We start from the raw sequence: 26542 nt of genomic DNA, 5'->3' as shown, positions 1-26542 counted from the left end.
GCGTCCGCGCTGACACTTGTCCACCTTTCTGCGCGCGGAGGCCCTGTGGCCAAACTTCTCCGGGTCATCCTGATTGACTCGCTTTGCCGAGGAGAGATCGTCGAGGTGAAAACCGACGACAACACCTGCCTGACAGGCACCAACGGCATCGGCAAGTCGACCTTTCTGAAGCTGATCCCACTGTTCTACGGCGCCCCCGCTGGTCGAATGGTTCGTAAGGGCACCAATACCACCAGCTTCGCTGATCACTATCTGCCTCATGCGTCGAGCTACATCGTCTTCGAGTACGAGAACCACGAGGGTGCTTTGCGCTCGGCCATCCTGCATCGGGCTTCTAACGGTTACGCCTACCGGCTGGCGGCTACCGGCTGGAAGCCCAAGCTGCTTTATGTGGATCAAGGCTCAGGCGAGTTGGTTCTGCCTGGCAAGGTTGGTAGCCGCATCCAAGGTATGGGCATCGACTGCACACCTGAGTTGAGTTGGAACCATTACAGTAAGATCATCCAGTACAACACCGGCTCGGCAGACATGGATGGCATCACCGATGCATCCGTGAAAAAGATGATCAACCTTTTCCGGCGCATGTATTCGCTCGCACCGTTGAGGCGCAACTTCGCCGGCATCGACAGCCTGATGTTCTCCCTGCTGGAGTCCAAGGGCACCTTTGACTCCATGGAGTCTGCTGTTGGGGAGATTATCCGGCAGGAGACTATGCGCAGCGAGATCGACCTTTCAGGTATCGATGTCCAGTCTTTCCTGAGCGCGATCAGCAACCGGGCGAGTTACCTCGTGATGGATCGCGAAGTCAAAGCCAAGATTCTTGGTTTGGCGACTTTGCGTAGCCGCCTGATGGCTTGTGACCTGCAGTTAGGTCGCCTGAAGACGGTCGCCGTGACGCGGCAGCTTTACGTCAAGCAGGAGCAGGAAGCTGTTGCTGCAACTATGGACACGCAGCGTAAAGAGGAGCTTGCTGCTCAGGATGGTTCTCGTGACGAGCAGCGTCAGCTTGATTGCCGCCTGGGTGATGCCCGAGCAGCCTCTACTGAGCAATTGCGACTACTGAAGACACTGGAAGATCAGAAAACCGGCTATGACAAGGCCGGCATGCCAGCATTGCTTGCTAAGATCGACAACCTTCCATCGATGCAGGAAGATCTGGCGGCCAAACGAGAGCAATTGGCACTGTTGACCAGTAAAAGTGCGGATATCGTTTCTCGTTTTTCGGCCATGGAACGCGCCGCCATCGACTCGCTGTCTTCGCGTCGCGAAAATCGTCGTGGCGAGGCCCAGGGGCGCCTCTCCGAGTTCGATGCGCAACTGCGACTGCACAACGAAGCCTCGGAAGATGCGTTTGGGCAGGCCCACAAAGCACACACTGAGGACCTTGCTCAGTATGAGCGAACCCGCAGCGAACTAGCAGCGCTCGCCGCTTCTTCGGCGGCAGAGGTGGCCTTTCTGTCTCGACAGAAACATCTGCCAGATATCGCTGAGCAGATTGATGCGGAGCAGACCGCTCTCGCTCAGCTCTATGAGTTGCAGGAGCAAACGCGAAAGGATCTGGACCGGCTCGACAGAGAGGTTGCTGAAATCATCACTGAACAGCAGGGCCTCGCCGCCGAGATGTCGGGCCTTGCCCGAGGGCGCGATGACCTGCGGACAGAAGTTAAATTGCTCACCGCTCGCTTGAATGCAGCTGACGATACCCTGCTGTCGTTCCTTCGCGGCAGCATGCCTGACTGGGAGTCCACGGTCGGGCTCGTCATCGATCCTCGACTGTTCATGCGTGAAGACCTGTCACCGTCGCTTTCGGCTCCGTGTGCCGGGCTCTTTGGCTTGCAGCTTGATCTTGAGCGCCTTGATCCCGTTGACGTGCTCAATCTGGAAGAGCTGGAATCGCAGATTGCGCGGCTGAATATGCGCATCGAAGAGAGCAATGATGCCGAGGAGGCTCTCAGTCGTCGATCAGCAGCCGCTCAGGTTCGCCGTAATACGCTTCGCGAGGAGCGAATCCCTCTCGACTCCCGTACGGCAAGCATTGAAGCGGATACTTCAGCCAGAAAACAGCGCCTGGAGTCGCTTCGTGATGAGGGTGCAGAGCTGCTTTCCATTGCTCGCGCCAAGGCGCAGGAGTTAGCCGAAAAGGCCTCGATCGCTCTCTTGGAAAAGATCGCTGAGATCGAAAGCCTGAAGGCCGCTTTCGGGCGGCACAAGTTGGAACTGAAGAGCATCGCCGATCAGGCCCGGCAAGACATTGCTGCCCAGCGAAGCTCCGTTGAAGAGGCTCTTGCCGCTGCCCTGGCTGATCTTGAGCGTGCTCATCGCGAAGAAATCAAGCGCATTGAGGCTGACCGATATTCTGCCCTGAAGGGTGCCGGCATTGATGCGGGGGCGGTTCGCCGGTTGGAATCGACGGTCAACGGCCTCGATCAGTCGGTCCGACATCTGGTCGAGCAGCTGCCCCGCATTCAGGATTACAGAGCCTGGCTTGAAACGGCTTGGCCTAACATGGCTGCCCGCGAGGCGGCCTACGCAGAGGCGGAACAGGTGGTTAGCCGTCTTGGGCGCGATCTGCAGGCAATGCGCACAGCGGACGAAGAGCGGCAGAAGGCTTACAAGGTGCGCCAAGCCGAGCTGGCAGCCCGGAACAGCACGCTGTTCGATCAGGCAAGTGCGCTACGTTCGGTCTTGGAGCGCCTGGGCCAAGTCGCTACGGCATCCTCCGGCACCGAGAGTCTGGAGAAGCTGTCTGCAGCGGATATCGAGTCGGAGGTTGGCCGGATATTCAGGGATGCTCACCAGATTAAACAGGAGGGGCGTGGGCTTCTCCGTGATGTGGAGGGGCCCTTTAATTTCGCACATCGTGCCACCCCAGAAGCCGGGATCGTGCACGACATCATCATGCGGGCCAGGCATGCTGACAGCTCGGGTGAGCGGGTCTGGTTTTACGCAGCACCTGAGCTGCAGATGTACATCGATGACGGCCACGATGTGCAGAGGAGCAAGCTGGTTACCTACATCCGCACGTTGTGCAACCAGTTGGTTGAGGGCGGCAAAATCCTTGCAGAAGTCGACCGCACGATTCAGGACGTCGGCCGGCGAGCAACACTGCAAGTATCTGAAGTGCTCGGTAGCTTCCCGGACTTCACCAATTTCCATCTTCATGTCGTCTCGAAGATCAAGGATCTGAAGTTCAACGACCTGCCGATCTGGGAGCACATCCGGGCGATTGAGATGCAGTCGGCCAGATGGGATGCCATGGGCAACGACGCCTTCCCGCCCGATGGTCTTGATCATGCTCTGCGCATGCTGCACTCGGCCATGGTTGATAAGCAGTGGCGGGGCGCGCAGATCGAAGAGTGCTTTGAGGTCAGTCTTTCCTGGCAGGTGAATGGTCAGCCGCGCGTCGCCCGAAATACGACAGACTTAGGTGATGGCTTGAGTACCGGTCAGCTGAAGATTGTGGTTGGGATGATCTACCTCGCCCTATTCGAGATGATCCGGCGTGACGCCGACTTTGAGCTGATCGTGCCTGTGGATGAGGCACTGGAGCTTGAGGTCAACAACGCGGCGACGCTGGTGGGCAATTTCAACTCGCGCAACGTCAAGCTGATGCTGGGGTTCCCGGGTGGAGCGCCAGAGCTGATGAGGCATTTCAAAAATCTGTATGCCCTCGACCGACGCCGCTCAGGCGGGGTTTATCTGAAGGAGTATCGTGGCGCTGACCCTGTGGCTCTGGATGATCTGAATGCCGGTCTTCCAGAGGAAGAGGAGGTTTCTGCATGAGAGCAGTTCTTGAGGGGCTAATCGCTGGGCGGTTCTTTTGTCCATACTCCAGTCGCGAGGTTTACGAACAGCTTCGCCAGCCTGAATTTGCGGCCGCGATTGATGCCGCGCTTCGCCCTTTTGGACGGGCGCTGGCGCATCTGGGTGAAGGCGACGACGTAACGGCGTTCTTCGCCCGCTACGTCGATCTGTCCGATTCTGGCGATCGGCGCGAGGCTATGGATGAGCTGAAGTGCATTCGCGACCAGATAATGCCAGTGTTGGATTTCATTCACCTCTGCGGCCGGGCAGGGCAAGGGGATGTTTGTCTGTCACCTGGCGAGGAGGTTTCCTTTGGCGGCCTTCTTATGCACATCGATCAATTCCCGGTCGCCCGTGACCAGCTTCGTGATCTCTGCGTTTACCCGTTGTTCGCTCGGGTAAAGGCTGTCGAAGGCAACAAGGAAAAACTGGCTGTTGTGTTCAAGGTGCTGGTGGATGCCGGTTACCTAGTTCGCAAGGGCGCTGAGTCGAGCCTGTATGTGGCCACCGGCAAGATGGGATATCTCTATCATGTGGTGTCTTGGATCGCCGACAGTCAAAAATTGCTGCCTGCAGAAGAGCCTGAGGCTGACCCGTCACAGGGTACGGGAGAGCTTCTGTGAAGGCGGAGAACTGGCGAGAGTTCGGTGCTCATCTGGTCGCGAATGCGGACATCATCGAGGATATTTGCCAGGCTGACGAAGAGGGTGTGCCAAAGCCGGAGAAAATGACGGCCGGGCTCTCTTGGTTGGTCAGTCAGCGGCTTATCGATGACTGTGACGGGTGCCTGCACCCGTCGTCGATGTTGCTTGACCTGGGGTCTCGTATTGGCGCGCAGCGCTTTGAACTATCGGCCCCCGACCTGCAGGAACTGCTGATTCGGATTGAGCATGGCTGTGAGCGATTCCACTCGGCCAAGGAAAGTGCGCCTTCTGAGCTGGATCGAGAGCTACAACAGGTGCGGCTCTCTGTTCGCCAGGTCGTTACGCACTTGCGTGATGAGCACCGGGCTGCAACTGACTTCATCGAGGCCCGCTACGGGTATTCCTCGCGATTCAAGGACCGTCTGAGAGATATCGACAGCGCGGTGAAGCGCCTCGGGCGTCTTTCTGAAAAGCTCATGGCCTTTGATCGCGACACCCTGAGTCACTGGTGTCGGGGTGATCGCTCGCTTCGTCGTCTGTTGCTGAGCAGTTTGTATGAGTCGATTGACCACTGCAAAACGGGTATCCGGGATCTGATCGACCGGTTGAACCAGCTGGGCACAACCATGCGTCGGCGTAATCATTATCGCCGGGTGGCACAGAGCGTCTTCTCCTGGCTGCAAGATGGCAACAACCCCGACTTGGACGACATCCTTGAGCGTGTGGATGCGGAGAACTGGATTCGTGCTACACGTTTGCCTAACAGCGCCTACCTGTTCCCGCCTGTCGAGGATGAAAAGGCCATTCAGGAAATGTCGGCTCTGATTCAGGCAATGCCTTTGCCAAAGGTCAGAAAGTCATTCCACGATCCGTTGGTTAGTCGCGAGCCCGTTAAAGTGATCCCCGTGGTGCCGGAGGTCGAGGACGCGCCAGAGCCGTTTGTTGAACCGCATTTTTATCGAATGCTTGCAGCGCTAAAGCGTGATCTCTCTCCTCAAAGCGCCCAGGCTTACTGGGATGACATCGCTGATGAAGGTTTCCGAAGCGCCATCTGGCTCTATGCGTTGGATGCCTACTACCTGACGCTTATGGCCGATGCCGCCCGAGTCGGGAAGATGCCACGCTTCATGTTGGCACCGGTGCTGGCGCCATCACATGAAGGCTTTGACAATAAGGTCGTGGTGGATCTGGTTCTTCGTCTTAGAAAAAATGGGGAGCGTTCATGACTTCGTTGCTGCACAGCAAGCGAGTCGTTGAGATGGTTAGCCGTGCTGTTCGTATGGCTTCAAATGAGGTCGCACTGGGCGGCGTATGGATGAAAATTCATCAGCTATACGGAGTCGGCAAGATCAGTGGCAAAAGACTCCTGCTGGACGCAGCTGACAGGAAGGCACTTCGCAGCCTTGCTGAGCGGCACGCTGGTTGGGACCCTCATGTGGCAGGTAGCAAGGTTCAGGGCAGTCGAGCTGTTCTCGCGTCTTCCACTCGTGATGAGAAGCTGGCTCGTGAGCCTGTTGCCAGGAATCTCGTTTTGGTTTCGGCGCCTTCCGGAGAGATATTGCTGGGTGACAACGTTCAGCCGCTACTGCCTGGATGCATGTTGACGGTGCCTTCGGAGCTACTTGCCGGGCAGCGTCGGATTATCGTTGTTGAGAACCTGCAGGCAATGCTTGACGCGTCGCGCTATGCGCTTCCAGAGGCGCTGATTGACGTTCCTTTCGTGTTCCGAGGGTCGCCTCAGTTCTCGATAGGGGCTGTGGTGCATTTGGCTAAGCGCGTGCATGAGGTTTACTACTTCCCCGATGCGGATCCACAGGGCTTGGTAAACGCCAACAAGGAGATCCTATCGAAGGGCACCCTTGGGCCGAGTCCTGAGGCATTTCGGGTCATGCACGATGCAGGTGTTAGTAAGCCTCAGGATTATGAGAAACAAGCTAGCCTCATGCCCGGGCTCCTGGCAGCCGACAATCCGTTGGCGAAGATCATTCATCATTACCGAGCTGGGTTTTCCCAGGAGTCGATGGCGGCGTTCTCGTGCCCGCTGCTTTGCTACGTATGAACCGTTTCTGAGGCAAAACAATGCCCTTAAGAGGGGCATTGTTTTGGGGGGATTTCAGCGCTGATGATGACCCAGCCGTCCTGCTTTGGGTAGCTACAGCTCATACTTAGGCGGCCTATTAGCCTTGCTGGCGTGCTCTCTCATCATACCGATGACGGTATTGTGCAGGGCGATCGCAAGCTTGGGTGTGCCGTAGTGGCGATTGCGCCCGCTTCGTCCTGGCTCTTCACGCACATTTTTCGCATTTGCTGCAGGCGAGAGCCGAGGTTGCTGTAGCTGCGGGACAGTCCGCTGTTGGCCGTTAATTGCCCTTCACGACGGGCAGCAATCGGCTGGATTACCGCCATACATTTGTCACACCCTCCAAATTTTCCAAATAGCAGCGGTCTCAGAACAAGACCCTGGCGTAGAATCCCCAAACCGCGCCCACACCCGAGACGGACCCTCAATGCAAACCCCCACCCACCCAATCCCCCTCTGGAAAACCTACCTGCTTTTCCTCGCCCCGATGGTCCTGTCGAACTTCCTCCAGTCCATGTCCGGCACCGTCAACAGCATCTACATCGGCCAAATGCTCGGCACCCAATCCCTGGCCGCCGTGTCCGGCATGTTCCCCATCGTCTTTTTCTTCATCGCCCTGGTCATCGGCCTCGGCGCGGGGGCGGGTGTGCTCATCGGCCAAGCGTGGGGCGCCCGTGAACCGCATCTGGTGAAAACCATCGCCGGCACCACCTTGCTGCTAGGCGCAATGATCGGCCTGACAGCCGCCGTCCTCGGCAGTGTGTTTGCGCGGTCGGCCTTGCAGGGTTTGGGCACGCCGGCTGATGTGCTGGACGACGCCGTGGCTTACGCCCACGTGATGATGTGGATCATGCCGTCGTTGCTGGTCTACGTGCTGTTCACCCAACTGCTGCGCGGGGTCAGTGATACGGTGTCGCCGCTGATTGCGTTGGTGGTGTCGACCTGTATCGGCTTGGCGCTGACGCCGGCGTTGATTCGGGGTTGGTTCGGGTTGCCGATGATGGGGATTCAGAGTGCGGCGTATGCCGGGTTGGCGGGTAACTTGTCGGCGATGGGGTGGCTGGCGTGGCGGTTGATTCGCAAGGGCCATCCGCTGGCGCCGGATCGGGAGATGTTTGCGGCGATGAAGCTGGACCGGGAGATTCTCGGCAAGGTGTTGCGCATCGGTCTGCCGACCGGGTTGCAGATGGTGGTGTTGTCGGTGTCGGAGCTGGTGATTCTGGCGCTGGTGAACCAGCACGGTTCGCAGGCGACGGCGGCGTATGGGGCGGTGACGCAGATCGTCAATTACGTGCAGTTTCCGGCGCTGTCGATTGCGATCACCGCGTCGATCCTCGGGGCTCAGGCGATCGGGGCAGGGCGCCTTGAGCGCATGGGGCCGATTTTGCGCACCGGGTTGCTGATCAATGTGTGCCTGACCGGTGGATTGGTGGTGCTGGGTTACCTGTTGTCGCACTGGTTGTTGGGGCTGTTTCTCACCGATGACTCGACGCGGGCGATGGCCGAGCACCTGTTGCACATCATGCTCTGGAGCTTGTTGGTGTTTGGCTTCCAGGCGATTGTCGGCGGCATCATGCGCGCCAGCGGCACGGTGTTGGTGCCGATGGCGGTGTCGATTTTCTGCGTGGTGCTGGTGCAGTTGCCGGTGGCGTATGTGCTGGACGGGCACTTCGGTTTGCAGGGCGTGTGGATGGCGTTTCCGGTGGCGTATCTGGGGATGCTGGCATTGCAGACGGCGTATTACCGGTTTGTCTGGCGGCACCAGCGGATCGAACGATTGGTGTAAGCCAAGCGGCTTGCTGTCGGCCGCGCTCAGGCCGACAATTCCTCGGGACTGCGTGATGAAACCGGCAGGCGTGATCGCCTGAGGAGGTTTTCTAATGAGTCCCTCATCGCACATGATTTTGCAGGACCGGCCGGCGGCGGGGCGGCGTCTGGTGGCGCCGTTGCTTGCTTACGCCAATCGCCCGGACGTGATCGTTCTCGCCTTGCCCCGAGGTGGCGTGCCGGTGGCGTATGAAGTGGCCACGGCGCTGGATGTTCGCCTCGACCTGATGCTGGTGCGCAAGCTTGGCGTGCCGTCGCACGAAGAGTTCGCCATGGGCGCGATTGCCAGTGGCGGTATCCAGATTCTCAATCAACAGGCGCTGCGGGCGCACCCGATTGATAAGGCGGCGTTCGACGCAGTGGTGGCTCGGGAGACGCGGGAGTTGCTGCGGCGCGAGCAGGTTTACCGGGGAACACGTGCGCCGGTGCAGCTCAAGGATCAGGTGGTGATTCTGATCGACGATGGCCTGGCGACGGGCGCTTCAATGAGGGCAGCCATTCACGCGGTGCGGCTGCACGGGCCATCCCGGATTGTGGTCGCAGTGCCGGTGGGCCCACCCGAAACGGTCGAGGCGTTGCGCAGTGAAGTCGATGAGCTGGTGTGCCCGATCATGCCGGAGTGGCTGATGTCGATCGGGCATTGGTACATGGATTTTTCCCAGACGTCGGATGCCGAGGTCATGCGGCTGTTGCAGCGGGCGTGGGCAAAAAAACCTTCAGCTCAAAACGACAACTTTGGCCCCAAGTAGGCATTGGCGCTGGCGATGTCATCATCGCCCAATGCCCCGACATTTGCCGCCAATCGCAGTTTGGCCAACAGGTAGCGCAGTTTGGCTTCGAACAGGTCGCGGCGGGCGGTGTAAAGCTGTTCCTGGGCGTTGAGGATGTCGACGTTGGTGCTGCTGCCCGCGAGGAAGCCTTTTTTCGAGGAGTCCACCGAGCGTTCGCTGGACTTCACCGCTTTTTCCAGCGCGTGGATACGCGCTTCGCCGCTTTGCACGCCGCGAAACTCGCGGGTGGTCCCCGAGATGATTTCTTCCCGGGTGGCATTCAAGTCATCTTCGGCCTGATCTCGGGTGGCAACACTTTGCCGCGCCCGGGCGCTGACGTAGCCGCCGCTGTACAACGGAATGTTCAACTCCAGGCCGGCAGAAGAATAGCGGTTGCGCTGGTTCTGGGTGGACAGGGTTTCGCTGTCGGCAGCGGTGTAGCCCACCACCAGATCAAGGGTCGGCCAGTGACCGGCCTTGGCCTTGGCGACTTCCTCGTCGGCGGTGTTGACGTTCAAGCGTCGTGCACGGATCGAGGGGCTGTCGGTACCGGCACGGATGATCCATTCCTGCAGGTTGTCCGGTTGCAGAGGCGGCGTAGGGAAGGTGTCTTGCAGCGTGGCGATTTCATCGGGTGTCTGACCGAGATACTCCTGCAGCAGGCGCCGGGCCACGGTCACGCTGTCCTCGGCTTCGATCAGCTCGGCCTGGGCCAGGTCGCGGCGCGATACCGCTTCGTCGACGTCAGTGATGGTGCCGTCGCCCAAGTCCTTGCGCCGTTGAGTCGAGGCCACTTGTTCATTGAAGGAATTGAGTTTGGCGGTCGCCAGCGCTACGGTTTCGTGGGCCAGCAGTACATCAAAATAGCGCCCGGCCAGTTTCACGGCGGCATCCTGCGCCTTGCCGTCGAACACGGCCACACCGTACTCGGCCTGATACTCGCCTTGGCGATACTCGGCCATTTTCTGTTTGTTGAAGAGCGGTTGGCGCAGCTGCAAGGTCGCGCCCCTCGAGTTGTAGTTCAGGTCATTGGTGTGGCTGTTGCCGAAAAAGTCCGGTTGCTTTTGCGTGCCGTTGATGTGGTTGTCGAAGGCGGTGATGCCGATTTTCGGCAGCACGCCGGATTGACCGATGGCGCGATTCTCCAGCGCGGCATCGCGTTCGTGACCGGCGGAAAGGTAAGTCGGGCCCTGAAACTGCATCAAGTTCCAGGACTCGCGCAGGTCCAGCGCCGCCACCGACTGCGCCACGCACAACGACGCGGCAAAACCGATAAAACGTCGTCCGCGGTTCACGTCACTGCTCCTTGAACGCGCTGTTGACACGGTCCAGCAGTGGTTTCAACAAGTAACTCATCATGTTGCGTTCCCCCGTCTTGATGGTGACGGAGGCGGGCATGCCCGCACGTATATGGTTGCTGCCCAGCAGGGCCATGCCGGCGGGTGTCACTTCGATCTGCGCCAGGTAATAGGGCTGTTTGTTGTCGTCGCTGACCAGGCGGTCGGCGGAAATGGTCAGCACCTGCCCCGGTATGTTCGGGGTCTGCACGTGATTGAACGCCGGGAATGAAATGGTCACCGGCAGGCCTGGCGTCATCCGGTCAATGGCTTGCACCGGCACCATCGCGTCGATCTGCAACGGTTCGTGGGCCGGCACGATTTCCATGATCTTGAAACCGGGAGCGATCACGCCGCCGATGGTCGACACGTTCAGGCCCTGGACCACGCCGTCGATGGGCGAGCGGATCACCGTGTGCCGGACTTGATAGTCCAGCGCCTGCAAACGGTCGGTGAGGGCGCTGTTTTCTTTCTGCACGTCGGCCAGCAGCGACTGCACTTCCTTGCGGTAGTCGTACTCGCGCTGAAGGATGCGCAGCTTGATGTCGGCGACCTGGCCCCGTGCCTTGGCAATGTTGTTCAGGTTGTCGGCCTGGGAGGCATTGAGGTCGGAACCGGTGCGTTCCAGTTCGAGCATCCGGTTGCGGGGCACATAACCTTCGGCGGCCAGTTGGCGGACCCCGACCAGCTCCTGATTGAGAAACCCGATCTGCGCGGTACGGGCACCGTAGATGTGCTGCAAACCCTTGATCTGCGCTTCGGCGGAGTTGAGCGACTCGCGCAGGATGCCGATCTCGCCCTCAAGGCTGGTGCGACGCGTGGCGAACAGATGACGTTGCAGGTTGATGGCGTCGTTCAGATGATCGTTGCCCGCGAAACGCTGCAACATGGCGGGATCGAACACCACGTCGGCAGCGCCATCGCGTTCGGCCTCGAGGCGGTTTTCCATGGTTTTGGTGGCGATGTACTGTGCGTTCACCACCCCTTGTTCCGAAAGTGCCTGGGTGGCGTCGAGCCGAACCAGCTCCTGGTCCTTGGTGACGCTGTCACCTTCGCGCACCAGAATCGCTTCGACACTGCCACCGGTGAGGTGCTGGATGGTTTTGCGGTTGCTGGTGACCTTGACCGTGGCGGTGGCGACGATGCCGGCGTCCAGCGGTGCCAGCCAGGACCAGAGCAGAAATCCGCCAAAACCAAGGATCACCAGCAACACGCCCCAACGTGCCGGACGGTGGTCGTCGACATCGATATTGGCTGCCGCGCGCACCAAATCCTGGGCATGCGGATCGAGACTCAAGGCGCCCATTTATTCTCTCCCGCGAACGGCTGACAGGGTCGGAGCGCCCACCGTCGGCAGCACGCTGGTTTGACGCAATGCCGCAAACACTTCTTCCCGGGGACCGAACAATTGCGTGCTGCCTTCGCGCAGCATCAGGACTTTGTCGACGGTGCCGAGGATGCTCGGGCGGTGGCTGATCAGCACCGTGGTGCACCCTCGCGATTTGAGGTCTTCCAGCACCTCGATCAGGGCCTTTTCCCCGGCGTCGTCGAGGTTGGCGTTCGGTTCATCGAGCACGATGATCGACGGCTCGCCGTACAACGCACGGGCCAGGCCGATGCGCTGGCGTTGCCCACCGGACAGCGGGTTGCCGTCGACATCCAGGGTCGTGTCATAACCGTGGGCAAACCGCAGAATCATGTCGTGTACACCGGCCCGTTTGGCCGCCACGATCACGGCGTCACTGTCCACTTCACCGAAACGGGCGATGTTGTCGGCGATGCTGCCTTCGAACAACTCCACGTCCTGGGGCAGGTAGCCGACCCAGGGGCCGAGCTCTTCCTTGTTCCACAAATAGACGTCCACGCCGTCGAGCCGTACTTTGCCGCTTTGCGCCGGCCAGATGCCCACCAGCAGGCGCGCCAACGTGGATTTGCCCGACGCGGACGGGCCGATGATGCCCAGCGATTCTCCCGGCGACAGGTTGAAGTGCGGCCCGCGAATGATCGATTGGCTCATGCCCGGCGCCCCGGCGTGCAAGTGCTCGACCGAGAGCATGCCCAGTGGCCGTTGCAGTTTCATCGCATCGGCTCGGGGCGGAAATGCTTGCAGCAGCTGCTTGAGCCGCGACCAGGCGCGGCGGCTGGTGAGCAATTGCTTCCAGGCGCCGATCAGTTGTTCCACCGGTGCCAGCGCGCGGCCGCTGAGGATCGAGCACGCGATCATCATGCCGGGGGTGATCGAGCCTTCGATGGCCAGCAGGGCGCCGGTGCCGAGAATCAACGATTGCAGGGCGATCCGCACGAACCGCCCCAATCCGCTGATGTAGGCCGCCCGGTCGGAGGCCAGGGTCTGCATTTCGAGAATCCGCAGGTGGCTGCCGAACCAGCGCTGGGTGATGGCTGGCAGCATGCCCATGGCTTCGATGACTTCGGCGTTGCGTAGATTGTTGTTGGCGAACGTGCCCGAGATTTGTGACGCCAGGTTCGCCTCGCCCAATGGTTTTTTGGTGGCGATCTCGGTGAGCCAGGTCAGGGACACCAGGATCAGCGATCCGCACAGGGTTACGATTCCGAGCAAGGGGTGGATCAGGTAGGCAACGAACAGGTAAATGGGCGTCCATGGCGCATCGAAAAACGCGAACAACCCGTTGCCGGTCAGAAACTGCCGGACCTGCGCCAGGTCTTGCAGGGCCTGGGCCGGGTTGCCGCCGGCCCGCTGCAGGTTGCGCTCGAACGCGGCGGTAAAGACACGACGGTTCAGCGCCATGTCCAGACGGTTGCCGACCCGGATCAGCACGCGGGTGCGCACCACTTCCAGCATGGCCAGCAAGGTGTACAAACCGATCATCAGCAGGGTCAGCATCAGCAGCGTGGTGAGGTTGCTGCTGACCAGCGCCCGGTCATATACCTGCAGCATGTAGATGGCTGGGGCAAGCATCAGCACGTTGATCACACCACTGAACCCGGCCAGCGAATAAAACGTATGGCGCAGCCGAAAAAACACCTCGGCCAACTCGGATCGCTGCTGGGTTTTCTTGTCCATCGGAGGGTCCCCGAACCGTGGATTCATGTACCTCAGCGTAGGGGAACGACTGTTGGTCGGATGGGGGGCTGATCCGGGTTTTCCGTCAAAAAGTTTTTTTGACGTTTTTGACAGCGTTCAAAAACAATGAGTTGGAAGATGATTATTCAGAGGCTTATGACGAAGATTGCTTATTGACGGTCAAATTTCGTGCGACTTAAGTCTAATTTTTGCCCTCAAAGTCCCCGGCACTTCCGACCGGTGCCCGGCGCCCGTTCGGGTTACCTGCTATTAATCATTGGGTGTTTGAATACTTGGCCCTTTCAGGAGCTTGTCATGAACCCGTTCATCCGGATTGGCATCGTCGACGATCATCCGTTGTTGCGTGAAGGTGTTGCCAATACGTTGAGGAAGAGGGCGGATCTGCAAGTCGTGGAGCAGGGTGGCAGCGCGGATGAAGCCCGGGGCATCGCGATGCGAACGAGGCCGGACGTGATGCTGATGGACGTTAATATGCCGGGCGACGTGTTTGGCTGCGTGCGGTTCATTTCTACGCAGTTGCCGGATGTGAAGGTGTTGATGCTGACAGTGTCCGAATCAGAAGATGATGCTTATTCAGCACTCGAAGCGGGAGCACGTGGCTATGTATTGAAAGGGGTCAGCGGGCCGGACCTGGTGCTGGCGATCCGGTCGATCGCCCGGGGCGATACGTACATCACCCCTGAATTTGCCAACAAACTGCTGAGCAATTTCAAAAAGCATGAGGCCGAGGTTCGCAAGATCGACCTGACCCATCGGGAGGAGCAGATCATCCGTGAAGTCTCAAAGGGCCTGACGAATAAGGAAGTGGCTTCAAAACTGTTGATCAGCGAAAAAACCGTCAAGTACTACATGACCTGCGTGATGCAAAAGCTGCATGCGCGCAACCGTGTGGAAGCGGTCACGGCCTTGAGGCGCTATTGGGAGCGCGAGAGCATTGGTCGACTTCATGTGACGTCGGTGACGCCACCGCTGGACGCCCGAGGTGGCTCCTGACTACAGCTTGAATTGTGCGGTGACCGACGTGCCATGGCCGGTTGTTGAATCAATGCGGAACACACCGCCCAGCGACTCCACCCGATAACGCAACCCCGCCAGCCCCAACCGTGTCCTGCCATGAGTGTCGGCCACCAAGGCGTCGACGCTCATGCCCGGGCCTTTATCGTTGACCGTGATGAGCAACATCCCGTCAACAAGGTTACCGCTCAGAACCTGATCTTTGCCTGCGGCATGGCGGTACGCATTGTTCAGGGTTTCCTGCACGAAGCGATAGATGCACAGCTTGAGCGGCAACGGCACCCCATCAGGCAGTTGCCCCAGTTTCAATTTGACCTTGGTGCCGGTGCGCTGCTCATGTCGTTGCGCCACGAGCTGCAACTCCTCCAGCAGGGTCAGATCGTTGATTTCCGGAAGGGCCAGCCCCCGGGAAAGATCCCGTACCTCCCTCAATGCATCGGTCGCTGCTCCCCGGATGGTTTCCATCGACTCCTGATCGACCTCCGTGCAGTGTTCGGCAAGGTCGTCGAGGCGGATAAGAATCAGGGTCAACAGTTGCGCGGGGCCGTCGTGCAGGTCGGCCCCGATGCGCCGCAGGGTCAGTTCGTTTATTCGTGAAAACTCCTGAGTCGCGTTGGTCATCTTGCGTTGCAACGCGGCATTGCTGATGTGCAACCGGGTTTGCTCCAGCAGTCGCAAACGCAACGCCACTTGTTGACGCTGGATGATCTTGTCGCCGCGCCGAACCAGAAAGAACAGCAGCGTCAGCATCGCCAGGGTCGCGGCACCGACCACCATCCATACTTGCTGGCGGACGCGATTGATTTCTTGCTCCAGACTGGCCGCCATTTCATAGAACTCGCCCACCGCGATGATTTTCCCGGAGTTGAACTCTCGCAACGGTGCATAGATTTCATAGAGCGGTACGTTCAGCCTCCGCTCGAACTCATTCTCTTCCTGATCCAGGTCCTCAAGGTCAGTGACCACGTTTCCCTTGATCGCACCGGCGATTTCATCCATCGGGAATTTGCGATTGGTGATGGATTTGTCGGTGCTGTAGACCACCGTGCCGTCTGCCCGCCAGATCTTGATCGAGACGATGTGCCGTTTCAGCGAGCGGCTCTCCATCAGGCGGTCGAGGGATTCAATGCTCGACGCCGACAGCCCGTTATCGCGGCTCATCTCCTGGACGTAGGGTTCCAGGAACGCTTCCATATAGTGAGCACCGGCCTCTGCGGCGCTTTGCACGGCGGCGCGTTCTATTCGCGCGCTGACCAGTTTGCCGACGAAAAACATCGTCAGCCCGAGGATCAGCGCGGCGGCGATGACGAATTGTGTAGAGCGACTCAGGTTGCGTGCGCGGGTCTTGAACCTGATGCGCCAGTTTGCCTTGTGGCCACGCTCGCTGGCCGAGAGAGGCTCGACCAAAGTCTCAGTCTGGTCACCGACAAAAGTCTCGTTTTTTGATTCGACTTTTGCATCTTTTGCCATCGGTCCTGTTCCCTGATCATCGTGATAAGTCGGTTGAAAAACCCTGCTGTTCAACGGATATCTGGAGCTTGCCATGTATGAGCTAAAGCGCTTTACCCTCAATCAAAACGATATTTCGTTTCTTGAACAGCAGGTTACGTTTCCGACCATTCATATCGTGGGCTATAACGCCGCCGGTGAACCGCTGTACGGTTACAACGGTTCGGACGGCAATGTCCATGTGCTCGGGATTCTCGGCAGTTTCAACCCGCTGGACATCCCGGCCGGCGAAACCCAGTGGTACAACGGCGCACGGGACCCGATCGGTTTGCGTGACGTCTCTGGCCACTTCAATAACCTGACCCAGGACGGACAGAGTTGGGGCAGTTTCGGGCAGAACTTCATTCGCCTGACCCACTCGGACTACGCGCACTACGTTCATCAGAACCTGGGTAACGCCGCGTTGGCAGGACCGGGCGTTCCCGCCGGTGCCACGCCCCTGACTGACAATAGTTCACTGTATAGCGATCCGACAGCCTCGCTGGTGGACTACACACCACGGATGATCAGCCAGACCATCGTCAGTGGTGGGGTGACCTTTGCCACCGATGCCAATGGGCACATCCAGCACACCGCCACGGGCGTGGCGATCGTCACGGATCCCGGCATTCTCGGCACGATTGGCGAGGTGGATACCACCTCACCGGATTCCGGCCAGTACTACATTCGCAACCAGAACACCGTCAGCGGCGACCCGTCGACCACCGGCTGGTTCACCTTGTTCGGGCAGTTCTTCGACCATGGCCTGGACTTCATCAACAAGCCCAATCAAAACGCGACGATCACTATTCCTTTGGCGCCGGATGATCCGCTTTACGGCTCGATCGGCCCGGACGGGCAGCCGGTTTACTCGATCAAGGTGCACCGTGCCTCGGTCAGTGAAGTGGACGGGCAAGGCCAGGCGCAATACGTCAACCTCGACTCGCCGTACATCGATCAGAACCAGACTTATGGTTCTAACGATGCCGTGACGCAATTGCTGCGCCAGTGGGTGGCGGACCCTAATCACCCGGGCCAATTCATTGCCGGGGCGGCGTTGTTTGACGGCACGACCCTCAGTGACGAAGCCGCCTGGACCCTCAACGGTGTGCTGACCCACCAGACCCTGCCGACCTTGAGTGAGCTGCGCGCCCACGTGCTGGCCACCGGTCGTGACGACCTGACCTGGGACGACATCGCCAACTTCCGCGTGCGCGATGCCCACGGCCATGTGCTGGACGCCGACCCGACCACGGCAGGCGTGCAAGCGGTGTACACCCGCGAGGCGATCCTGCTGGACATGAACCCGCACTTCGATGATCTGCATATCGATCAGGCGAGGCTTATGTCGCTGGATGCGCACATCACCAGCATCACATTCGACGCGAACAACCCGTTCGGGATGGTCATCAACTATGACAACTCTGGGCCGAAGAACCTGTTCAGCTTCGTCAACTTTGCCGACTTCTCTATCAGCGCCGCGCCCGGCAGTGCCGATTTTGCGGTGGCCAACGAATTGCTCCTGCAATCGGTGGGCGACCACTACATTGCCGGTGATGGTCGGGTGAACGAAAACTTCGGCCTGACCGCCATTCACCACGTCTTCCACGAAGACCACAACGTGCAGCTGATCAACCTGCAGAACGAGGTGCTGGCGCAGACCGACGCCACTGTGCGCCACAACTGGCAGGTACAGGTGAGTAACGGCAGCGGTGGTTTCTATACCGATGCCAATGGCAACTTCACCCTGGCCGATGGCGTCACCGTGTCCTGGGATCAGGACAAGTTGTTCTACGCCGCCAAGTTGACCGTGGAGATGGAATACCAGCACGTTGCGATCGACCAATACGCGCGGCTGATTACCCCGGACTTGCCAGAGTTCGTGACTTACGACTCGGGCATCAATACCAACATCTCGCTGGAGTATGGCCAGGCAGCGTTCCGTTTCGGTCACTCGCAATTGCGTGAAACCATCGATGCCCTGGAAAAAAATGCCAGTGGTGGCTACGACCTGACCGGCGCGATCACCCACTATGCGCTGGAGCAGGCCTTCCTCAACCCCGGCGGTTTTGCCGAAGTAGGGCCGACCGCTATCGCGTTGGGCATGACCCGGCAGATCAGCAACGAAATCGACGAGTTCGTCACCCCGGCGTTGCAACAAGGCTTGCTCGGACAGCCGCTGGACCTGGCGACCATCAACCTGGCCCGTGGCCGCGACCTCGGCCTGCCCACCTTGAACCAGGCGCGTCAGCAGATCCACGATGCGCTGATTGCCGAACGGGCCTCACCTGCCGGCGCGCAACACCACACCAACCTGATCGTCGATGGCTTGACGCCCTATACCAGTTGGAGTGACTTCGCCAACAACATGATTCACCCCGAGTCCCTGGTGAGTTTTATCGCCGCCTATTCTTTCGACGGTGACGTGGCCCATGCCCAGGCGATTATCGATGCCGATTTGTCCGGCGTGACTGCCACCTATGCCGGGGGCAGTGTGACGGCCGAAGAGGCGGCGTTATTCCTCTCCGGCGCAGCGGACGCCAACGGCAATCATGTGGCAGGTTATGACGGCTACAACGCGATTGACCTGTGGATCGGTGGCCTGGCGGAAAAACACGTCTACACCGGGCAACTGGGTACCACGTTCAACGCCATCTTCGAGGACCAGATGGAACGGTTGATGGACGGTGACCGTTTCTATTACCTGTTCCGCCTCGACCTCGGCTTGCCGGCGATGACCAACCTCAATGAGCAGGTGGTCACCGAACAGTTCAAGGACATCATTGAACGCACCACCGACGCCCGGCACCTGGCCGGTGATGTCTTTGGCTATGCCGACAGCTACGTCGAATTGAGCTACACCGATTCCGGCGCCAGTGCCACGGCGTACAAGAGCGAGCACAAATACGGCACGCTGATCGCGGCCAACCATGTCGGTGTCTACTCAACCGGTGGTACGGGCGGGATTGGCGGCAATGGCTTGCTGGTCAGCCTGACCAATCCGGAAACGCATACCGCGCAAACCTATATCCGGGACTACCGTCCGGACCAGGGCGAGAACCCCGATGGCACCGCGGCCGTGGGTTACAACTCCCACGAAGTGTTGGTCGGCACCGACTACAACGACTGGCTCGATGCCGGGGATGGTGACGATACGATCTACGGTGAAGGCGGCGACGACATCCTGGATGGCAAGGCCGGTGCCGACCACATCTACGGTGGCGACGGCAACGACGTGATCTATGGCGGTGATATCGAAGACTTCCTCGATGGCGGGGAAGGGGATGACACCATCTATGCCGGGACCAGCGCCGGTGCCCTCGATGTGGTGATTGGCGGTAACGGCAATGACCATCTCTATGGCGAAGCCGGTATCGACGAGTTGTACGGCGGTGCCGGCAATGACTACATCGACGCCGGTGGCGACACCGACCTGGTGCATGGCGGTGACGGTAATGATGAGATTTATGGCGGCGACGGCCCGGACATCCTGTTCGGTGAGGACGGCGACGACATCATTTCCGGCGGCTCCACCGGTGACCAGGAGTTTGGCGGTGTCGGCGACGACATTCTGCTGCCGGGCCTGGGTGGCGCGCCCGGTCAGGGTGACGGTGACGAAGCCCTTGGCGATGTGGGCTTCGATATTGCGGCCTTCAGCGATGTGAATATTGCGCTGGACGCGGCGGCTGACCTCAACAATCAGAACATCGTGGCCGCGCCGGGTACTTCCGTGCTGTTCCAGCCGTTCAATGCCTTGTTGACGGACATCGAAGGGTTGATCGGTTCACGCTTCAGCGACGCCCGTGCCAACACCGCCACGCCGGCCAATCCTCTGGCCGGCCTGATCGGGAATGCCACGGAGAACTGGCTGATTGGCGGCAGTGGTGACGATGTCTCCCAAGGCAACGGCGGCAATGACGTGATCGTCGGTGACTCGATCAAACTCGCTGATCTCAATCACCTGCTGGCCAGTCAAGGGTTTGCCGAGCACTTCACTGGCTTGCAATCGACCCGCCCCGACTTCGTCCTGGGCGATAACCACCAGGCCGCCGGCACCGCCGATGGCGTGGCGGACACGGCCATCTACTCGGGCAACTATGCCAATTACAGCATCACCAAATTCACCGATACCCGGCCCGGCGGCGAGCTGATCACGGCGTTCAAAGTGGTGGACCTGCGGGTGGGCGCGGCTAACGTCGATGGCACCGATATTGTCATCGGCGTTGAAAAACTGCGCTTTGCCGACCGCACGATCAACCTGAGCATCACCAATCACCTGCCGACCGGCAACGTGGTGCTCTCCGGTTATGCCACCGCGCCGACCACGCCCAGCCGTCCGGTGCCGGCTCAATACCGGCTGACCGCCAACACGTCGGCCATCCAGGATGCGGACGGCTTGCCTGGGCCAAGCGGGTTCTCCTATCAGTGGCAGGCACTGGTGGGCGCAACCTGGCTGAGTATCGCCGGGGCGAACGCGTCGACCTTTGCGCCCACCTCGGCGCAGTTCGGCCAACAGCTGCGGGTCATCACCACTTACACCGACAACAGCGGCACAGTGGAACAACTGACGTCAGACCCTTCGGAAGCGGTAGGGCGCTTCATTGAAGGCACTAACTCATTCTTCTTCGGCGATACGCTCAATGGCACCAACTATCAGGACATCCTGATGGGCTACTCGGGCAACGACGTGCTCAATGGCGGGCTGGGTTCCGACTTGCTGGACGGCGGCGCTGGCAACGACACGATGCGCGGCAATGCCGGCAACGACACCTACATGGTCGATGCCAATGGCGATGTGGTTCAGGAGAGTTTGAACGAAGGCACCGACACGGTCATGTCCTCGGTCAGCTACACCCTGGGTGCCAACGTCGAGAACCTGACCTTGCTGGGCTCGAACAACATCAACGGCACCGGTAACGCGCTGGACAACGTGATCCATGGCAACAGCGGCAACAACCAGCTCAGCGGCCTGGCCGGTAACGACACGGTCTTTGGTGAGGCAGGCAACGACACGATGCTGGCGTCGCTGAACGACGGCAACGACCACTATGACGGTGGCACCGGCACCGACACCTACGATTTGTCGGCCACCTCGGCGCCCGCCACGGTCGATTTGATCGCCGGTACGTCAACCAGCACCCAGACCGGCAACGACTCCCTGACCGGCATCGAAAACGTCACCGGCAGTTCTGGCGACGATCACATTCAGGGCGACGGCGTCAGCAACTTGTTGCAAGGCCAGGGCGGCAATGACTGGATGGACGGTGGCAGCGGTGACGATACGTTGATTGGCGGGCAAGGCGCGGACAGCCTGTTCGGTGGGCTTGGTAATGACACCTTCCGGGCGTCGGTCAATGACGGCAACGACATCTACAACGGCGGTGGCGACACCGATACCTATGACCTGTCAGGGACCTCGGCCAGCGCCACGGTCAACCTGTCCACCGGCCTGGCCAGCAGTTCGCAAACCGGTAGCGACACCTTGACCGGTGTCGAGAATGTCATCGGCAGCACGGGTGCCAACACCCTGACCGGCGACAACGCCAATAACGCCCTGACCGGGCAGGGCGGTATCGACACCTTGAGTGGTGGCGGTGGCGCCGACACACTGACCGGCAATGACAACCGCGATACGTTGACCGGTGGCGCGGGGGCGGACATGTTTGTGTTCACCTCGACGAACGACTCGGGGACTACGACCGCAAGCCGCGACGTGATCACCGACTTTACGCAGGGAACCGATCACATCGATTTGTCCCAGATCGATGCACGGACCTCCGGCGCAGGTGCCGCCGGTAATCAGGATTTCACGTTCCTCGGCGCGTGGAACGGCGCCGGCACCGAGTTCAACAACCAGGCGCAATTGAAGTACCACTTCGTCAATGTCGGCGGGGTCGATCACACCTATGTGGAGGGCAACGTAAACAGCGGCAATGGCGCCGACTTCCAGATTGATCTGGTCGGGCATGTGGCCCTTACCGCGAGTGATTTTGTCGGCGTGGCATAGGTTGGCAGCGTACAAAGGGCGCCCGTTTTCATTAACGGGCGCCCTTTGTTTTTTGCAGGAAAGAACGTGAACTAGACCACGGCGCCAAACAAGTGCCCTACCAGTGCGGTAATGCCCATGGCCAGTGCCCCCCAGAATGTCACCCGCCAGGCTCCGGTCATGACATTGGCCCCGCCGGCCTTGGCGGCGATGGCGCCCAGCGACCCGAGAAACACCAGCGACATGCCCGATATCCACGGCACCACACTGTGCTCCGGCGCGACAAACGTGACCGCCAACGGTAATGCGGCACCCACCACGAAGCTGGCGGCTGAGGCGAGGGCGGCTTGCAAGGGTTTGGCGGTGAGGGTGGCGCTGATGCCCAATTCGTCCCGAGCGTGAGAGCCCAGTGCGTCATGGGCCATCAATTGATCGGCCACCTGATGCGCCAACTCGGGGGAGACACCACGGTGCATGTAGATGTTGGCGAGTTCGATGTGTTCGGCTTTCGGATCATTGGCTAACTCGGCCCGTTCGCGAGACAAGTCGGCGCGCTCGGTATCGGCCTGGGAGTGCACGGAAATGTATTCGCCTGCGGCCATGGACATGGCGCCGGCCATCAACCCAGCCATGCCCGTGACCAGCAACGTGGTGTGGCTGGCGTTGGCTGCCGCAACGCCGATCAGCAGGCTGGCGGTGGAGACAATCCCGTCATTGGCCCCAAGGACGGCGGCGCGCAACCAGCCGATACGATCGCTTCGGTGTGCCTCGGTGTGCCTGTGCATGAATTTCATGGTTGATCGCGACTCACTGTCATTGGGTGGTTCATATCGGACGGGTTTCAATCTGCGCCTGCAATTGGCCGCCGACAATGGATATTTCCTTGAACTGTTGGCCGTCACGCAGCACGAACAATGCGTCCATCCCGCGCTCTTGGGCCAGACGTGGACCTGCGGTTTCACCCAGCACCATCAACGCCGTGGCCCAGGCATCGGCGAGCATGCAGGAGGACGCCACCACGGTGACGGCGGCGAGCGGGTTGCACAACGGCGCGCCGGTGGCCGGGTTCATGGTATGCGCATAGGACTGACCGGCGACGTCGACCCAGTGTCGATAGTCCCCGGAGGTCGCGATAGCCGCATCACCCAGTTCCATCACGCCCATGACTTCACGTACGCCCCGGTTGGGCTTTTCCAGGGCCACGGCCCAGCACTGGCCATCCGGTTTGACGCCCCGGGCGCGCATCTCGCCATCGATACCGACCAGGTAGCGGGTGATGCCCAATCCGTCCAGGCAACGGGCCAGTTCATCCACGCCAAACCCTTTGGCGATGCCATTTAAATCAAGCTGCAGTGGTGCGCGTTTGCGCACCTGATTGCGTTGCGTATCAACCACCAGCGCGGCGCTGGCGGACAGTCGTGCGTGGGACGACGTCGTGGCGAGCGCCTGCGCTGTGATCGCTTGTTCTGCGGGGCCGAACCCCCAGGCGTCAACCAGATCACCAACCGCGATGTCGAAGGCACCGTCCGATTGCTGACTGACGCGCAGTGCCGCAGACAGCACCGTCGCCAGTTCCTCAGGCACCGAGACCCATTGCTGTTCTGGGGCGGCGTTGAGGCGATTGAGGTCAGAGTCGGGTTTCCAGGTGGACATTTGCTGATCCACCCGGGCCACGGCACGTGCGAGGTTGTGGCCGACGGCGTCGGTATCAATCCCGGCAGCGGCATAGAACAGGGCGGTGTAGCGAGTGCCCATGGTCTCGCCGTTCAGGCTGTAGCGTTGCCACTCAGTAGACGTCTTCACGGTAGCGTCCTTGTGCCTTGAGGGTCAGCACGCTCAGGTTGAGCGGCGCCAACACTTCATCGAGGGCCTGCATCACGCCTTTGGCCATCTCGCGACTGCCACACACCAGCACCTGGGCGCCTTTTTCAATCAGTCGGCGCAAGGCCAGGGCATCGCCGATCAGCCGGTCCTGCACGTAACAGCGGTCCTGAACCTGAGAGAAGGCTGCACGCAATGCCGTGAGGCGTCGGTCCGCCAAGTATTGATTGAGCTGCGGTTCATAAAGGAAATCCGAGGCCGGGTTGCGCCCGCCCCAATACAAGTGCATCGGGTGTCGAGCCGTGTTGTTGCGGATAAAACCGGCCAGGGGGCCGATGCCGGTACCGGCACCGATCAGGATCACCGGGTGTGTGCCCGACGCCGGGCGAAATTGCGGGTTGGGCTGGATAAACGCTTCGATTGGCCCGCCGATGTCCAGGACATGGAGAAACTCCGAGCACACGCCACCGTCGTGTTTGCGCACACAGATTTCCAGTACGCCGTCCTGCGAGCCGCTGGCCAGCGAGTAGAAGCGTGGAATCGGACTGCCTGGGGGCAAAATCCCGACCAGGTCACCGGCCAGAAAGTCCGGCAGCTTGCCGGGTGCCTTGAAGCGCAAGACGTGGGTCGGTGCGTTCACCTGCTCACCGTAGACAATGCGCTCCGTCAGCTCCAATGCATGGGTCTGTGGCCGCTGCGGCGTATGGACCAGTGTCAGGTCATGCTGGAGCACTTCGCCCAATGCGTGGCCCCAGCGCGCAAACTCCTGAGACGACTGGCGGTTGACAGTTTCCAGCCCCAGTAACGGCGAGCCACCGGCCTGCAACATCGCGTCCTGCACCTGATGGGCGTACTGACAGAACTGCGCAAACTGCCGATCACCAAAGCCCAGTACAGCAATGGGCAGGCCGGGCTTGAGGCCGGTTTTCGCCAGACGCGCCAGGAACTGCGAAGCCGAGGCCGGCGCATCGCCGTCACCGTGGGTCGCGGTGAGGATGAACACGCGCTGGGCGTTGCTGTAATTATTGGCGTATTGATTCATTGTCGCGCTATGCACCCGGTGTCCCGCCAGGTGCAAAGCGTCATGCAGGGTTTTTGCAAAGCCCCAGGTGCTGTTGTTTTCACTGCCCACCAGAATCACGCTGTCGGCGGAGTGGGCCGGGCTGTTGTGGCGGATGTTCGGGCCAGCCTTGCGGCGGCGCCACCACAACACAATGCCGGTCACGCTCATCAACGGCACGCAGAGGGCGCAGAGCCCGAGCGGCAGGCCCAGCCACCAGAGGCCTTCGCCGGTGTGCAGTCGATAGATCAATTCGTAGAGGTTGTGCATCGAGTCGTGGGCCTGATAGGACAGCAAAGCGCCGCTGGCCTGGTCCACGTAGCCGTCGCCCTGGGCCGTGCGCAGAGAAAACACGTCCTGCGCATTATTGGGGCTGGGGTAGACCAGCTCGCGCAGGTCATTGAGGTCGGTGGCCTGCAAGGCTTGCAAATTCGCCACGGGCAGGGCCGGACCCGCACTGACGTGGGCGGGGAAGGCGGGTTCACTCTGACTGCCGTCGGCGATAAAACCAAAGGTGGTGGCGGACATGTAGAGCCCGCTCAATGCTGACAGCAGCAGCCCGAGCAAGGCCAGTCGCCCGACTTCCGCGTGCCAGCGCTGGCTGAAAGTGCCCCGCAGCGGCCGCAGCAGGTTGCGCCAGCCACCCAGGCGCCGGGCCAGCAATAGCGCGCCGGACACCGACAACATCAGCATGAACAGCGCGCCGACACCCGACACGCCATGGCCCGGCGTGCCAAGGAACATCGAGCGGTGCAGCTCTTTCACCCAGCGAGAGAACGCAGATGGTTCGTAGGGCGCGAGGCCTTGGCCGGTCATTGGGTCGACCTTTTCCGCACCGGCCTGGCCATTCTGGTTGTAATAGACGATGACCGTGCCGGACGCTGTGCGCTGGATCTGCTCTACGCCCGGAAAGTGGCTGGCAACGCTCCCGGCCAGTTGGCCGACGTTGAGTTGTCCGGCAGGAGTGGACGTGCTGTGCAAGCGTTCCAGCGCCGGGTTGACCGAGAGAATCGCGCCGCTGATGGCCAACAGCATGACCAACAGGGCAGCGATCAGGCCGGGCAGGGAATGGGACTGGCGAAGCATGTTCAGCCTCCAGAAAGGGCAGGTGCTACAGATCGTAAGTAAAGGAGTCGACGTAGGCGCTGCCGGGTGCCGGCTTGCCTGCGCCCTTGGACGTCAGGGGCACGCTGACATCGGCGCGGGCGTCACGTTTGTCCTCGACGGCACTGTCGATGCGGATCTGGTACCCGGCATCAATCAGGGTGTCTGCCAGTTCGACGCTGACTTTGAGCGTGCGTCCACTGCCGACACTGGCGCCGCTGACCCCGTCAAACTCGCTCGGGTTCATCCCGCTGCCACGGGCCCAGTCACCCAGGTGCTTGTAGTACTTGGCCTTTTTGCCGGCCACCCACAGGGTTTTCTGATATTGGCCATTGGCGTCGGTGACGTAGATCGCCAGGTAGGCGTCGTTGCCGCTGTAGTCCTTGAGCTGAGTGGTCAGGGTCACTTCACGGGCCTGGGCCAGCCCCGGCAAGGCAATGGCGCTGGCGAGGCAGGTCGCTGCGATGATCTTTTTCATGAGGGTGTCCTGTTGATCGTTAGGTCGAGAGACTGGACCTGCTGGCTGACAGCAACCTGAAGCGC

16 protein-coding genes are annotated in these 26542 nt (G+C 60.2%); 8 read left to right on the top strand and 8 right to left on the bottom strand.

All coding sequences use genetic code 11. The annotated features are described in order from the left end of the window. The first annotated feature begins 45 nt into the window (after positions 1–45). The 6 genes from BK660_RS02855 (at position 46) to BK660_RS02830 (ending at position 9104) form a co-directional block, all read left to right on the top strand. Positions 46–3783 (top strand): ATP-binding protein, encoded by a 3738-nt coding sequence (locus BK660_RS02855; RefSeq protein ID WP_185044941.1) that lies wholly within the window; start codon positions 46–48, stop codon positions 3781–3783. Next, positions 3780–4427, top strand: a complete 648-nt coding sequence (locus BK660_RS02850) for a hypothetical protein (protein WP_123431982.1) — start codon at positions 3780–3782, stop codon at positions 4425–4427. The genes BK660_RS02855 and BK660_RS02850 overlap by 4 nt, the downstream gene beginning before the upstream one ends. After that, the gene (locus BK660_RS02845) at positions 4424–5674 is read left to right on the top strand and encodes a hypothetical protein (RefSeq protein WP_123431981.1); all 1251 of its coding nucleotides are present in this window, start codon (positions 4424–4426) and stop codon (positions 5672–5674) included. The genes BK660_RS02850 and BK660_RS02845 overlap by 4 nt, the downstream gene beginning before the upstream one ends. Beyond that, positions 5671–6507, top strand: a complete 837-nt coding sequence (locus tag BK660_RS02840) for a DUF7281 domain-containing protein (protein ID WP_123431980.1) — start codon at positions 5671–5673, stop codon at positions 6505–6507. Before BK660_RS02845 ends, BK660_RS02840 begins: the two co-directional genes overlap by 4 nt. Positions 6508–6955: 448 nt before the next feature. Further along, entirely contained in the window at positions 6956–8314 is a 1359-nt protein-coding gene (locus BK660_RS02835; protein ID WP_123431979.1) for an MATE family efflux transporter, read from the top strand. A gap of 94 nt (positions 8315–8408) precedes the next feature. Beyond that, positions 8409–9104 carry a phosphoribosyltransferase gene (locus BK660_RS02830; RefSeq protein WP_123431978.1) on the top strand — a complete coding sequence of 232 codons (696 nt, stop codon included), beginning with the start codon at positions 8409–8411 and terminating at the stop codon, positions 9102–9104. Here BK660_RS02830 and BK660_RS02825 read toward each other — a convergent pair. From BK660_RS02825 to BK660_RS02815, 3 genes are read right to left on the bottom strand one after another with little or no spacing between them, the layout of a single operon-like run. Beyond that, complete coding sequence (locus BK660_RS02825; RefSeq protein WP_259698469.1) at positions 9077–10420, bottom strand: TolC family outer membrane protein; 1344 nt, start codon at positions 10418–10420, stop codon at positions 9077–9079. The two genes, BK660_RS02830 and BK660_RS02825, sit on opposite strands and share 28 nt — an antisense overlap. 1 nt (position 10421) lies before the next feature. Further along, positions 10422–11768, bottom strand: coding sequence for an HlyD family type I secretion periplasmic adaptor subunit (locus tag BK660_RS02820; protein WP_123431977.1), 1347 nt, complete (start codon positions 11766–11768; stop codon positions 10422–10424). After that, a complete protein-coding gene (locus BK660_RS02815) occupies positions 11769–13505 on the bottom strand; it encodes a type I secretion system permease/ATPase (protein WP_123431976.1) in 1737 nt (578 codons plus the stop codon). 315 nt (positions 13506–13820) lie between these two features. Between BK660_RS02815 and BK660_RS02810 the strand changes: the two genes are divergently transcribed. Then, positions 13821–14519 (top strand): response regulator, encoded by a 699-nt coding sequence (locus tag BK660_RS02810; RefSeq protein ID WP_123431975.1) that lies wholly within the window; start codon positions 13821–13823, stop codon positions 14517–14519. On the opposite strand, the gene BK660_RS02805 is transcribed toward BK660_RS02810, so the two are convergent. After that, positions 14520–16010 (bottom strand): sensor histidine kinase, encoded by a 1491-nt coding sequence (locus tag BK660_RS02805; protein WP_123431974.1) that lies wholly within the window; start codon positions 16008–16010, stop codon positions 14520–14522. Positions 16011–16083: 73 nt separating this feature from the next. On the opposite strand from BK660_RS02805, the gene BK660_RS02800 reads away from it, so the two are divergent. Next, positions 16084–22035: a peroxidase family protein gene (locus tag BK660_RS02800; RefSeq protein ID WP_123431973.1), complete on the top strand. Its 5952-nt coding sequence runs from the start codon at positions 16084–16086 to the stop codon at positions 22033–22035. 71 nt (positions 22036–22106) lie between these two features. On the opposite strand, the gene BK660_RS02795 is transcribed toward BK660_RS02800, so the two are convergent. Genes BK660_RS02795 through BK660_RS02780 form a run of 4 tightly spaced genes read right to left on the bottom strand, consistent with a single transcriptional unit; the run spans position 22107 to position 26477 of the window. Further along, positions 22107–22808 (bottom strand): VIT1/CCC1 transporter family protein, encoded by a 702-nt coding sequence (locus tag BK660_RS02795; protein WP_123431972.1) that lies wholly within the window; start codon positions 22806–22808, stop codon positions 22107–22109. Positions 22809–22839: 31 nt separating this feature from the next. Further along, positions 22840–23817, bottom strand: coding sequence for an FAD:protein FMN transferase (locus tag BK660_RS02790; protein ID WP_259698468.1), 978 nt, complete (start codon positions 23815–23817; stop codon positions 22840–22842). Continuing rightward, complete coding sequence (locus tag BK660_RS02785; RefSeq protein ID WP_123431971.1) at positions 23801–25981, bottom strand: PepSY domain-containing protein; 2181 nt, start codon at positions 25979–25981, stop codon at positions 23801–23803. Before BK660_RS02785 ends, BK660_RS02790 begins: the two co-directional genes overlap by 17 nt. Positions 25982–26006: 25 nt before the next feature. Continuing rightward, positions 26007–26477 (bottom strand): DUF2271 domain-containing protein, encoded by a 471-nt coding sequence (locus BK660_RS02780; protein ID WP_123431970.1) that lies wholly within the window; start codon positions 26475–26477, stop codon positions 26007–26009. Between the last annotated feature and the right edge of the window lie 65 nt (positions 26478–26542).

This window comes from Pseudomonas brassicacearum, from assembly GCF_003732265.1.
Classification (GTDB): domain Bacteria; phylum Pseudomonadota; class Gammaproteobacteria; order Pseudomonadales; family Pseudomonadaceae; genus Aquipseudomonas; species Aquipseudomonas brassicacearum_D.
The sequence above is the reverse complement of the archived record's forward strand: the minus strand, read 5'-3'. Positions and strand labels throughout refer to the sequence as shown.

Excerpts from the sequence above, each read along its gene's own strand:
- BK660_RS02850 (WP_123431982.1), top strand. The coding sequence starts at position 3,780 with ATGAGAGCAGTTCTTGAGGGGCTAATCGCTGGGCGGTTCTTTTGTCCA.
- BK660_RS02840 (WP_123431980.1), top strand. The coding sequence starts at position 5,671 with ATGACTTCGTTGCTGCACAGCAAGCGAGTCGTTGAGATGGTTAGCCGT.
- BK660_RS02835 (WP_123431979.1), top strand. The coding sequence starts at position 6,956 with ATGCAAACCCCCACCCACCCAATCCCCCTCTGGAAAACCTACCTGCTT.
- BK660_RS02830 (WP_123431978.1), top strand. The coding sequence starts at position 8,409 with ATGAGTCCCTCATCGCACATGATTTTGCAGGACCGGCCGGCGGCGGGG.
- BK660_RS02820 (WP_123431977.1), bottom strand. The coding sequence starts at position 11,768 with ATGGGCGCCTTGAGTCTCGATCCGCATGCCCAGGATTTGGTGCGCGCG.
- BK660_RS02815 (WP_123431976.1), bottom strand. The coding sequence starts at position 13,505 with ATGGACAAGAAAACCCAGCAGCGATCCGAGTTGGCCGAGGTGTTTTTT.
- BK660_RS02810 (WP_123431975.1), top strand. The coding sequence starts at position 13,821 with ATGAACCCGTTCATCCGGATTGGCATCGTCGACGATCATCCGTTGTTG.
- BK660_RS02805 (WP_123431974.1), bottom strand. The coding sequence starts at position 16,010 with ATGGCAAAAGATGCAAAAGTCGAATCAAAAAACGAGACTTTTGTCGGT.
- BK660_RS02800 (WP_123431973.1), top strand. The coding sequence starts at position 16,084 with ATGTATGAGCTAAAGCGCTTTACCCTCAATCAAAACGATATTTCGTTT.
- BK660_RS02795 (WP_123431972.1), bottom strand. The coding sequence starts at position 22,808 with ATGAAATTCATGCACAGGCACACCGAGGCACACCGAAGCGATCGTATC.
- BK660_RS02785 (WP_123431971.1), bottom strand. The coding sequence starts at position 25,981 with ATGCTTCGCCAGTCCCATTCCCTGCCCGGCCTGATCGCTGCCCTGTTG.
- BK660_RS02780 (WP_123431970.1), bottom strand. The coding sequence starts at position 26,477 with ATGAAAAAGATCATCGCAGCGACCTGCCTCGCCAGCGCCATTGCCTTG.